The sequence below is a fragment of the Paenibacillus sp. FSL W8-1187 genome (assembly GCF_037965485.1).
GTDB classification, from domain to species: Bacteria; Bacillota; Bacilli; order Paenibacillales; family Paenibacillaceae; genus Paenibacillus_O; species Paenibacillus_O pasadenensis.
Genome location: NZ_CP150181.1, coordinates 3,385,570 through 3,398,282 on the forward strand (window position 1 = coordinate 3,385,570; position 12,713 = coordinate 3,398,282).

Annotated in this window: 5 protein-coding genes; all 5 read right to left on the reverse strand. The window is 58.1% G+C overall.

Going from position 1 to position 12,713, the window contains the following annotated elements; all coding sequences use genetic code 11:
• Window positions 1-53: 53 nt before the first annotated feature.
• A complete protein-coding gene (gene ileS / locus NYE40_RS14755) occupies window positions 54-3,158 on the reverse strand; it encodes an isoleucine--tRNA ligase (protein WP_339278602.1) in 3,105 nt (1,034 codons plus the stop codon).
• A 456-nt stretch (window positions 3,159-3,614) separates the two neighbouring features.
• A complete protein-coding gene (locus tag NYE40_RS14760) occupies window positions 3,615-9,767 on the reverse strand; it encodes a CARDB domain-containing protein (RefSeq protein WP_339278603.1) in 6,153 nt (2,050 codons plus the stop codon).
• A complete protein-coding gene (locus NYE40_RS14765; RefSeq protein WP_339278604.1) occupies window positions 9,764-10,960 on the reverse strand; it encodes an S-layer homology domain-containing protein in 1,197 nt (398 codons plus the stop codon). Before NYE40_RS14765 ends, NYE40_RS14760 begins: the two co-directional genes overlap by 4 nt.
• Window positions 10,961-11,179: 219 nt before the next feature.
• Window positions 11,180-11,677: a DivIVA domain-containing protein gene (locus NYE40_RS14770; protein WP_339278605.1), complete on the reverse strand. Its 498-nt coding sequence runs from the start codon at window positions 11,675-11,677 to the stop codon at window positions 11,180-11,182.
• Window positions 11,678-11,930: 253 nt separating this feature from the next.
• The gene (locus NYE40_RS14775) at window positions 11,931-12,713 is read right to left on the reverse strand and encodes a YlmH/Sll1252 family protein (protein ID WP_339278606.1); all 783 of its coding nucleotides are present in this window, start codon (window positions 12,711-12,713) and stop codon (window positions 11,931-11,933) included.

A 12,713-nucleotide genomic window follows, 5' to 3' on the forward strand; every position in this document is an offset into this window, starting at 1 on the left:
CTTTTTATCCGTCTATCCTGCCGCTGGCGCGACGCCTGGCCTCGCGGCTCGAATCAGCCGCGGATCAGCAGGCCGAGCGAGCGCTCGCCAAGCTGCACGCGCTCCATGCCGGCCTCGCTGCCGTAGCTGACGCTGCTCAGCAGCACGCTGCTCTGAAGCAGCTCGTCGTTTTCCTGCAGCGCCGCCGTCAGCTCGGCGTCGGCGTCCAGCACGAGCTCGACCCGCTTCTCGATCGGCAGGTCGAGCTTTTTGCGGGTATCCTGCACGGCGCGGATGACCTCGCGTACCCAGCCTTCCCGCTCGAGCTCCGGCGTGATGTCGGTATTGAGCGCCACGGTCACGCCGCCGCCGGAAGCGGAGGCGAAGCCCGCCTTGGCCTGCTTCTCGACGAGCAGCTCTTCGAGCGCGACCGTCGCTTCCTCGCCGTCCGGCGAGGCGAAGACGAAGCTGCCGCCCGTCACGATCGCGCGAGCGCCATCGACGTCCAATCCTTTGAGGTAGGCTTGGATCGGACCGACGTTTTTGCCGAACTTCTTGCCCGCGACCTTGAGGTTCAGCTTGAGGGCGAAGTCGACGAAGCCGCTGTCGCTCGTCTCGACCCGGATCGCCTTGACGTTGATCTCGTCCTTGACGATCTCCTCGTAGTCCGTCAGCGCGAACTCGCCGCTCAGCGAGACGATGAGCTCGGACAGCGGCTGACGCGTCTTGATGCCGGTCTCGTTGCGCACGTTGCGCGCCAGCTCGACGATCGTGCGGGCCGTCTCCATGTCGCGCTCGAGCTCGGCGTCGATCGCCGATTCGTCGACAGTCGGATAGTCGGCCAGATGGACGCTGCCTTTGCCGCCGAGGTTGCCGTAAACATCCTCCGCCAGCAGCGGCGCATACGGCGCGATGAGGCGGGAGAGCGTCAGCAGCACGTCGCGCAGCGTCGCGTACGCGTCCAGCTTGTCGTCGGTCAGGCCGCTGCCCCAGAAGCGGTCGCGCGAGCGGCGGATGTACCAGTTGCTGAGCTCGTCGACGAACGCCTCGATCGCTTTGGCCGAGTTGAGGAAGTCCCAGCTTTCCAGGCCGGTCACGACCGTGCGGACGAGCGTGTTGAGGCGGGAGACGATCCAGCGGTCCAGCTTGGCCGCGGAGACGCGTCCTTGATGCTCGGACGGATCGAAGCCGTCGATGCTCGCGTACAGCGCGAAGAACGCATGCGTGTTGACGATCGTATCGATGACCTTGGACTTCGCTTCGCCGACGATGCCGCGCGAGAACTTCTTGCTGTTCCACGGCGCGCTGTCCGCGAGCAGCGCCCAGCGGAACGCGTCGGTGCCGTACTCGTCGATGATTTCCCACGGGTCGATGACATTGCCCTTGGACTTGCTCATCTTCTGGCCGTTCTCGTCGAGCACATGGCCGGTCGAGATGACCGCCTTGTACGGAGCTTGCCCGTTGTACAGCGTCGAGACCGCCAGCAGGCTGAAGAACCAGCCGCGCGTCTGGTCGATGCCCTCGCAGATGATGTCGGCCGGATACTGCTCGGCGAAGCGGCCTTCGTTTTCAAACGGATAATGCTGCTGCGCGAACGGCATCGAGCCGCTGTCGAACCAGACGTCGATCACCTCCGGCGTGCGGGTCATGACCGCGCCTTCGGCGAACGGACTGCGCAGCTTCACTTCGTCCACATACGGCTTGTGCAGCTCGAAGTCCTCCGGCAGCTCCGTCACGGAGCGCTCGCGCAGGTCGGCCAGGCTGGACGGCGCGTACTCCTTGCCCGTCGCCTCGCACACCCAGACGTTGAGCGGCGTGCCCCAGTAGCGGTTGCGGCTGATGTTCCAGTCGACGAGGTCCTCGAGGAACTTGCCGAAGCGGCCCTCGCGGATATGGCCCGGGTACCAGTCGACGCCGCTGTTGTTCGCGATCAGCTGCTCCTTGACGGCGGTCGTCTCGATGAACCAGCTCTCGGTCGCGTAATAGATGAGCGGCGATTTGCAGCGCCAGCAGAACGGATAGCTATGCTCGTATTTCTCTTTGGAGAAGAGCAGCCCTTTTTCGCTCAGCATCTTGACGATCTCGATGTCGACCTCGCCGTCCTTGACGAAGCGTCCGGCCAGATCCGTCACCTCGTCGACATAGCGGCCCTGGTTGTTGACGACGGCCAGCAGGCTGATGCCGTTTTTGCGGGCGGTCTTGTAGTCGTCGTCGCCGTGCGCCGGCGCGATGTGGACCATGCCCGTGCCGCTCGTGTCGCTGACGAAGTCCGCGCCGATGACGACATGGCCCTTCTCGACCGGAACATAGTCGAACGGAGCGCGGTAGGCGAGGCCGACGAGCTCGGCGCCCTTCACGCTGCCGACGATTTCCGGCTTGTCGTCGCCCTTGAACACGCTGTCCACGAGCGCCTCGGCGACGAAGTATACCTCGCCGTCTTTTTTCGCCTTGACGTAGGTCAGATCCGGGTTGACCGCGATCGCCGTATTGGCCGGCAGCGTCCATGGCGTCGTCGTCCAGGCGAGCAGATGGCCTTCGCCGTTCTCCAGCGGGAACTTGACCGTGGCGCTGAGATCCTTGACGTCCTCGTAGCCTTGGGCGACCTCATGCGAGCTGAGCGTCGTCTGGCAGCACGGGCAGTACGGGCTGACCCGATGGCCGCGGTACAGCAGCCCTTTGCCATGGATCGTCGAGAGGATATGCCAGACGCTCTCGATATAGCTGTTCTTGAGCGTGACGTAAGGATCGTCCATGTCGGTCCAGTAGCCGATCGCTTCGGTCAGCTCGCGCCATTGGCGCTCGTATTCGAACACGCTCGCCTTGCATTTCTTGACGAACGCCTCGACGCCATAGTTTTCGATCTCCTGCTTGCCGGAGATGCCGAGCTCCTTCTCCACGCCGAGCTCGACCGGGAGGCCGTGCGTATCCCAGCCGGCCTTGCGCACGACGCGGTAGCCGGACATCGTCTTGTAGCGGCCGATGAAGTCCTTGATGACGCGGCCGAGCACATGCCCGATATGCGGCTTGCCGTTCGCTGTCGGCGGTCCCTCGTAGAACACGAAGTTCGGCTTGCCTGCGCGGTTGTCGATGGAAGCCTTGAACGTCTCCTCCGTCTTCCACTTGTCCAGCACGCGCAGCTCGCGCGCGCGGGCCTTCTCCTTCACATCCACTCTTTGCATCGCTCAACACTCCTCTTGGAAAATAAGCTCTTGAAAATAAAAAAGCCCGCCCCTTGGAAAGGGACGAGCGTAAACTCGCGATACCACCCTGATTCGAACGCATCGGCAGCGGCCTGTCGATTCCGACAGCCGTCACGCGCGAGCGCTCCTCGGCAGCGGATCGAACTTGCGCAATCCGCGTTCCCTGTAACGGAGGACATCCGGCGGCGCTTACTGGGACCGTCCAGCCCTGGGGGCCGAAGCGGCCGATTCGGCGGCGCTTCTCGGAGAGGATGCACGTCTGGGTTCCGAACGCCGGCTTGCAGCTCTGGGCCGGCTCTCTGGGGATCTTCCCCGCAGGGCGCGTGTTCTCGTCAATGAAGTTGCTATGGTTACAGTCGGTCTATCATTGGCATTTCTATACTAGGTTATACCTCATACCGGCAAAAGGTGTCAACCGTCCGTCTGCGGCTGCCGCTATTGCTTGCGGTGCACGCCCGCGGCGCCGAGCGCCGAGCCGATGATGCGGATCGGCACGTCCGCCGTCTTGCGCGTGCCGTTGCGGTACACCACCTCGAAGCGGATCGTATAGTCGCCCTTGGACAGTCCATCCGTCAGATGCGCCCACCGCTCGTCATGCAGCTCGCCCGCATAATGGCGGTCGGCCGTCACCGGCTTCAGGATGGAGCGTGCGTCCAGCCCGCCTCCGGCCGTCAAGCTCGCCGTCACCTGCAGCACCGGAGCCGGGACCGGATAGCCTTGCACGATCAGCTTCTCCCCGGCATAAAACTCCTTCGGATGCTGCGCCGTCTCGTGGCCGAGCCGGTCATGGATTTCCTTCCAGTCCGCCGTATGGCCGACATCGGCGCTCAGTCCAAGCGGCACGACCGAGATCGGCTTCGCAGCCGTCGCTTCCGCCTTGCCGTCGCTGACCGTCAGCGTCACCTGATAGGTGCCGGGCAAGGACCGTTCAAGGAGCGGCGGAGCCGCATGCACGCTCGTTCGGCCCGACGGGTCGAGCACGGTCCATTTCGCCGTAAGCGCGTCTCCGTCCTGATCAGACGAGCGGTCCAGCAGCTGGATCGGGTCGCCTTCATAGACCGGCTTCGGCGTCCAGTCGAAGTCCGCTACGGGCGGGCGGTTCGTTTCAATGTAGAAGAACTTCGGAGCGCTTTCCCCCCAATCGAAGCCGTCCAAAACTCTGACCACGATGTAAAGGTTCGTGTATTCCGGAAGATCGGCTGTAGGGATGTAGGTTCCGTCGCTCCCGTTCTTGATGCCCGAATCGTGGACGATGACGCCCCCATATCGGTAAATCTTCACCTGGTACTTGGCTTGCGGATCGCTGTCGGCATCGCCATAGCTCCATTTGAACTTCGGACGGAATTCGGTCAGCTTTTCCGGCTTCGTTTGATCGGCAGACGAAGGAACGAAGATGTTCGCGGTCGGAATCCGATTGACGACTTGGACCGTTTTTAAAACCGTATCGGTCTGGCCGAGCTTGTCCTCCACCACCTGACGGATTCGGAAAGTCCCCATCGTGCTGAACGTCTTGGTCCACGTCGTCCGGGCCTGGCTGGCCATCGTTTCGGTTCCGCCATCCAGATTCCGGATGAAGTAGTCGTGAGGAAGGTTTTGGCGCGCTCCATCCTCTTTGTCCCATGCGGTCGAATCGATGCTGATCTCCACGCCTCGATACGTCGTCGCGCGGCTCAGGTTGAAGCCGGCGTGCGGAGGCTCGTCCGGCTGCGGCAGCGTGCCGACGTAGACGGTCTTCTCCGTGTAATCGCTCCAGGCTTCGTATTCATCCTTCACCGCCAGGCCAACAGTATATTCTCCGATTTCATCCGGGGTAACCAACTTGGTTCGAACGAATTTGCCCGATGGAGAGATATAATAGAACTTTTTCTCGAGCACGCCTTTGGTCCGGTAGTAGTCGATGCCCGTCGCTTCGTTCGAGTAATGGCTGCTCGACAGGTAGCGATCGGGGTCCCGGCTGCGGTCCGTCCACAAGACGGTCCCGTTCGAAGCGAGCGAGACGTCGAAGTCCGAAATTGGCGGCCGGTGGATGATCACGTCGCGTACCGACTCGTTGCTCTCCTTGCGGTATTCGTCGAAGTCCATCTTCGGATAGAGATAGTCAGGATGCGGATCATCCTTGGACTTGTAGCTGATTCGGTACAAGCCTACCTTGTCGATGACGGCGGCCGGAGAGGTGAACCACTTCCCGCTCAAGGCAGACGCGCCTGATTTGCCGTCCTGGGCATCGAGGAATTTCTGCGCCAGCTGGACGTACTTCCATGAGGTCAGGTCCTTGATTAGCGGATCGTTTTCCGTGTCCGTGTTCCGGATCGTATAAATGAGTGGTCTTCCGACGAGGCCGACGCCGTTCAGCACGGTTGACGTACTGATTGGGGTCAGGTCCGTATAGCTCACCTGGAAAAACTCCGTTTTGGGAATCTCGGCGAACGGCCCGAACTTCCCTTCGGTGTACGTAGTCTCGTTGATGTCGATGACAGGCGTGCCGTCCACGTAGACCTTGATCTTTCCGTCGAGAACTTGAATCTTAAACGTGTACTTTTGGGTCAGATTGATTGGATAGGATGCGCTTTGAAGCACCTTCCTCGTTCCTCCGGCGACCCGGACCAGGCTGACCGAGTCATGATTGACCTCGACTCGGTACATGTTCCGGTTATCCTGCGCGTGGAACGAATAGCCCGAATAGAGATACGACGGAGCTGACATGTTAAGCTTCATCTTGAAACTGTACGAGACATTCTTCATCTTTGCTTGACCGAGCAGTTGGTTGTGGGAAGAGATATAGGCTCCTTCCGGCCGACTTTCGCGAGGCGCATAGACTTCTGTTCGCCGGTCGTTGGTTGCCACCGTAAAAGCACCGTTGTTGATCGGCACGGCGAAATTGCCTACGGCCGCCAGCTGCGTGAGCGAGAAGTCGGACGTGCTGATCTTGTATAGCGTCTCCCGGTCTTGGAAGACGAAGTTGTTCTGATTATCAATCCGTATGTTTCTATAAATGGACTGCAGCTGAGGATATTCTCGGATGGTCGTTATCGTTCCGTTATCTTGAATTCGAATCAGCTTTGCCCCTCGCTCGTAGTTGTCCAGCAAAGCGTAGTTCGTATCGGTCACGTGCATGACTCGGGTCCCATAGTCAAAGCTGGAGATTGGATCCACGTAGGAGTAGGGATGGTTCCGATCATAAACACCCGTGTTGGTTACGACCCATTTTCCATCAAACGTGACAAAGATACGGTCGTCTGGTGTACGAATAAGGTTCTGGTACCGGTCCGTGTCATCCTCCAGATTCCGGCTAAAATAGACTTTCGATGAACTGGAGAAGGTACGGTACGACGAGGTGACATAGTTCATGTCTTTATCGACGCTGCCGGCGACAATGGACTCGGCTCCGAGAATATAGTTATGCTCATATTCAGTGTTGTTGTACCATTGCTTTTCACTCTTCACTCCGTCCCATGTGAACGATGTTTTTAGTGGAGTTCCGTTGCTGCTGTTCTGGTACTCCGCATAGTAGTAGAGATGGTCGGAAAAAGCTGTCGGCAAGCTGCCTGCATTCAGGTTCGGCGTCGTTCCCAATACCGTAGGGTAATCGACTTTGATCCATTTGCCGTTGGCATACACTTCTCCCCGTATGGCAAACGGGGTTCCGGCAGGATTAAGGAAGGAATCGGCGTAGTAGCTTCTGATTTTGCTGGCATCGCCATACAGCCGGGTGTGCACAATCCCCGTGTACAGATCAACTGCAACGATGCCTTCTAGTCCCGTTCGGCTGCCGATTTTCACTCCATCCCGATAAAAATCGTACGTGTAGACGTACGTATTTTTATCGTAGTTGGAGATGGCCGTGACGCCGCCAGATAAAAGGGCTGACTGCATGAAACCGGTAAAGGAACGATCATCGACCGGATTGCTGCGTACGGTCCGAGGATATCCGTCGCTTCCAACCATGAAGAGCTCCGCCCGGTTGAACGTCGCCCACGGGGCAGCCAAGGCTCCATTTGCTGGATTGTAGACCCAGGAAGAAATTTTTGTCTCGGCTCCAAAGTTGCTGTTTCCCCACTTGGTGCGATCTTCTGCCATCGTTTTCGTGCTGATCGGTACCGACACAAGCGGTTCAGGCTCCAGGCTTTCGGAAGTAACGTCGAATGATACCTGCGGGGCGTCGTTGATGACCTCAAAGTCAAAGTAGCCTGTAGCCTCCTTGCCGTAGTCTTCTTTTACATACACTTTGAATCGATACCGGCCGACTTTAGCCCCTTTGAAGTCAAACGTCTTGTCTGCTCGCATGGTGATGGTGACTTCGGGTTCGGAGTAGTTGCCGTCATTATTCGCATCGTAGCGGTACGAGACTTGGTTCACTACGATGGTGTCTCCGTCCGGAGAGTAGCTGGTGTTTTTGAACGCGACGCTTGCATTCCGTAGCGCTGGACTCGGAAACTCCAGCTTGGGAACCGGCGGCATGTCTTCGAGGACAGTAAGCATCTTTTCGGCCGGCTGGAGCGACTTCAAGCCTAAACTGTCATAGACATCCAGCTTGATCTTGTACTCGCCCGGCGTGTCGTAGATTTCTCTGATGCCAGACCACTCGTCGCGAGCATGGTCAATGGTCCGCCCTTTGATTGGACTGTAGCTGCTGTTACCGTCAAATTTAGGGGAGTAGGGCCGGTCTTCCCGGATTTGAGATGGACCATTGATGATCGGAATCGGGTTGGGCGGCACGACATTGATGCTGGTGCATCCGCTGCCGGTGGCTCCCCACTGGTCCCGGACGGTGGCGCAGATGGAATAAAATCCATTCTGATCCATCGTGACGTTTGGATACTCCCACATCATCGTCTCGCCGCCGAAGCGATTCGGCAAGTTCCGAATCCATTCGCTCGAGCTGCCGGCGAAGTCATAGCCTTCAAATGTCACGCTGTCCCCTGGGTCGGGATCCGAAATGCTGAGCACGTTCAAGGTCAGGCGCTCATTCTGCGGCGTTGAAGAGACCGGTTTCGTCGGATCGCCGGACGGATCGATCCATCCGATTTTGATGACCGGCGGGCTGTTCTTGGACGGGCCGGTAATGGTCAACATCTTGGGGCCAACTTCTACTTCACCGCAGTTTGTCTTAAGGATCATGTACACCTGGAAGGTGCCGACGCCTAGAAGAGAAGGCCATCTCTCGAACGAATACGACGTCTCCGTGGAATAGTTGTAATACGCCGGGCTTGTATAGGTGTACGGCCCCTGCTTGATTTGCCAGGTATGAGAAACATAGGTGCACTGGTTCAGGACAAAATCTTTGGGTTTTAAAGAGAAGGTGTCCCGATAGGCGATGACAGGCTTTATGACGTCAAAATCACCAGAGAAATTCTTGATTGGCGTCGGTGTTGGCTGCTGTTCGTTCGGCCGAAAGGTCCCGTCTGCTGTGTTGTTGGTTTCGCTGGCCTCGTCGATCGTGTTGGCGGAGTCTACCGTCAGCCGGAACGTCTTGGCAGCGTTGGAGGTGAAGGTGCTGGTGAACGTCAGCGACCGGCTCGCCCCCACCTTCATGGAGGGAACGGATTCGGATTTCAAGACCGTTCCGGTTCCAACATCCTTCACGTTCACGGTAAACGACTTGTTGATGTCGAGGTTCTCGTTATGATAGTCGGCCGTGAACGTCGCGGCCTTTCCAAGCTCGATTATCCCGGATGCTCGGATGCTGTCCGCGACAAGATCGGGTTTGGAAGCGTCGATCGGCTCGTAGGTGACGGTCAGCGTATAATCGACGCTGTATGTCTTGGCCTCCCATGTCGTCGTCGAGTTGAGCGGGTAGCGGCGGCCTTGGACGTTGCCGGAGCTGCCGGGGAGAAGTTGCCAATGCGTCCCTTGATCGTTGTTGCCGCTGCCCAGCATCAGGCTCACTTTGACATAGCCATAGCCGGGCTTTCCTTTGCCGGTGTCGGTTATTCGCTGCTCGCTGAGCGGTATAGCTCCGGTAATCGTGACGGAACTGGGTTCGATGAAGGCATAGGAGACGGCTTCTCTGTTATCTTTTCTGAGGAATTCATCAGGAGCGCCTAGAGCATCCGACCAAGCTGCTGCCGAACCGTCGGAGTAGCGTAATCTGGCGTCAATCATCGCGCCGGAGCTGTCCCGAACTGGGATTTCACCCGGATATTGAGAGATGCCGTTTGCAATAGTGGAGGCATCCGCCGTAAAGGTATACGGCCCCGTTTCCTCTGCAGCCATCGTCCATTGCTTCCCGCTGGAATTCCGCCAGATGTCATAGTACATTCTGGACTCTCTCGTACCATACAGCTGAACTTCCTTCCCGTTTACAGGTGGAAGCTCGATCTTCCCCGTGCTCTCGTTGTATGAGCCCAGCTGCCCTTTAGGGTTTCCATTGATGGTGAAGGACCAGGACTTGACCTTTTTCCCGGACGCCTTGACGACTTGGGTCTGCAAGCCTTCAACAATCGGAGTCTTGTGATACCCCCCGCCATTTCCCGTGAACGTTGCCGTGTTAGGATCTGCAGCAGCGGCGGATGGAAGGAGCCACACACCGGGATCAATCAGGGAGACCAGAAACGAAAGCAGTAATAGAACGCTTAGCTTGCCTTTCATTCATTCTTCCCTCCAAACAACTTGCCGTTATCGCCGAGTAAAAGTTTATATCTGTCGTCTCCAAACGATTCGAAATAAAAATATTTCGCATTGAATTGTTGTGCTTCTTTGACTGTCTCTTTCTTAATCGCATAGAACACCCAAACTTCCTTGGAGTTGATCGTGTCCATTGAAAAATCCAGTTCGGTTGCAAAAGGACCTTCGCCACGGGATTTGCTTCTAGTTATTGCTGCTACAAAATAAGGAGCGCCAATCATGTCTCGAAATTGGTAATTCAGATTCTTGACCGTTTGCGTGTTGCTGAGCTTGATTCGGAAGGCCATCATGTATTCATTTTCCCAGGGAGCACTCGTTGTCTTGAGAATTCCGCGCGGATCTCTCCAGTCGTACTTATCGAACGTACCTCTCGGCAGCCAGCTCCGATACGGACTGTTCTTGTCATCCATATCGAGGATGAGGATCTGCTTGAACTCCCCGTTGATGTAGTTGCGAATCTTCGCCTTGAACGGCAGCTGCCGGAAGTTGCCGCCCCACATCGTTTCCACGTTCGTGCCGGTATAAGCCACTTCCGCATAAGACGCGGCTCGCTTGTCCACTGGCAGCGATCCGCCATCCAGCAGCGTCAGCATGCGGTCGATGACGACCGTCGCCTGTGCGCGCGTCGAGCTTTCCTTCAGGCCCAGCTCGCCTCCGGACAAGCCGGACAGAATGCCGCGCTTCGTCGCTTCATAGACGAGCTGAGGATCGGTCGTTTTTGCCTGCCGCAGCTTCTCGTCCACGGCCCGCACGACGAGCCGCGCCATCTCCTGACGGCTGATCGGCTGGGACCAGCTGCCGTTGAAGTCGCTCGTTTTATGGACGCCGGCGCTGACCGCCGCTTGAATGTACGGAACATGCCAAGCTTGGCCCGCCGCCGCTTCGCCTACCGGAAGCCCCAGCGCGGAATCGGTCATCTTGATGAACTCGGCGCGAGTAATCGACCGGTCGGGGCAGAACAGGCTGTCTCCGCAGCCATTGACAAGCCCCTTGCCTGCCAATTTGGCCACCGAGGCGTAGTACCAAGCCGAAGAATTCACATCCGAGAATGCAGTTGCAGAAGCGGCTTCAGTCTTCGACATCAGCGCCCCTCCGCTAACTGTACCCATCAATAATCCAGCTACCGCTAAAGACATCCATGTTTTTTTCATCTGCATTCCAATCATCCTCCATCTATGAAGTTCGTTCCTTTAAGATAAATTCAGCATTCGAAATTCTCGCTTTTCCACTCCATGACTCCTCTATTTATCGGCATTCCCCACCTTCCCCGACACGGATTACCTCCATAAAAACCCAGAAAAAAGGCAAAAAGCACCCGTTCGCGTGTTGCTCGTGCGAACGGGTGCTTCCCGTAGCGGATTGCTATGCGGTTGAACTCAACGGCTCGAATGCTCGATCGACAGCGTGCTCGATGCGCTCTCAAGCTTGTCCCAGCCGTCTTGGGACAGCAGTTCCAGCTGCGCCTCGACGAGCGTGCGGAACCGCATGCGGTAGATGGAGGCCTGCTTCTTAAGCTCTTCGACCTCGAGGCTCACCTTGCGGGACTTCATCAGCGAATCGTTGACGATGCGGTCCGCATTCTTCTCCGCTTCCTTGATGATGAGCTGGGCTTCCTTCTTGGCGTTGCCCTTGACTTCGTCGGCCGCCTCCTGCGCCACGATGATCGTCTTGCTGAGCGTTTCCTCAATATTGGCGAAATGATTCAGCTTCTCCTGCAGGTTGAGGATTTGGTTTTGCAGGTCCTTGTTTTCCCGGATCAGCGCCTCGTAATCCTTGATGACCTGATCGAGGAACTCGTTGACCTCATCCTCGTCATACCCGCGAAGTCTCCGGCCGAACTCCTTGTTATGTATGTCCAATGGCGTCAGCGGCATTGGGGCACCTCCTGCTTGGTTGGATTCCTGATGTCTTGGCCGTCCATGGTGTGGCTTATTGATTTCGACAGGTAAAGGCATTTTCCTGCAAAATCCACACGCCGCGAAAAAAAAGACGTCCTTTTTACTATCGGCAAAAACAGACCCCTTCAACAGAGCCTTCGCCCTGTAAAAAAAAAGGATGACCCCGGCCTGCCCTGCATTCGCGGCGGCGGATCATCCAGCGCGCCATCCGGCGACGCTTCCTGCTTTGCTAGACGTATTTGCCCGCGCGCACGCGGATGCGGCCTTTTTTGGTGACGCCGTCGACCTCAAGCAGCTTGAATCGCCCCAGCCCCTTGATGGAGACGACGTCCCCTTCGCGCAGCGGCTTGGACGGGTCCTCCTCGGTGCGCCAGTTGACGCGGCAGCGGCCGGCGCGGATCGGATCGACAATCTTCGTCCGGCTAATCCGGTAGACGTCGCTGGCGACGCCGTCCAGCCGCAGCGAGGCGACGGTGAACGTCATCTCGTCCATCTCCACAGCGACGGGGCGCAGCGCCTCCAGCGGCTTGGCGGAGGTCAGCACGTTCACCCGGTGGACTTGACGCAGATGGACGTTGAGAAAATCGGCGATGTCCGACGCCACGAGCAGCTGCGCGCCCTCGTCGCCGACGTGGATGTCGCCGATGCGGTCGCGCTTGATGCCGAGGCCGAGCACCGCGCCCAGATAATCGCCGTGATCGAGCTCCAGCCGCCCGCCGGACGGCGCCTCGATGTCGAGCACGACGATGGCGATGTCCTCCGCTTCGAGGTACCGGTACTCGGGCGCGATGAGCGCTCTCCGGCGCTCCGCGCCCTCGTAGCCTCCGTCGAGCCGAACCGTCACCGCCGGCTCGCGGTTGGCCAGAGACAGCAGGATGCTCTGCTGGCGCGGATCTAAAAAATCGGTCCGCTTGAGCTCATGGAGCTCCGCGGACCGCTCGATCCATTCCAGCACGCGATCCACGAAGGGCCGCTCTTCCGGAAGGAAATGATCGTAAAACCCCGACATCAT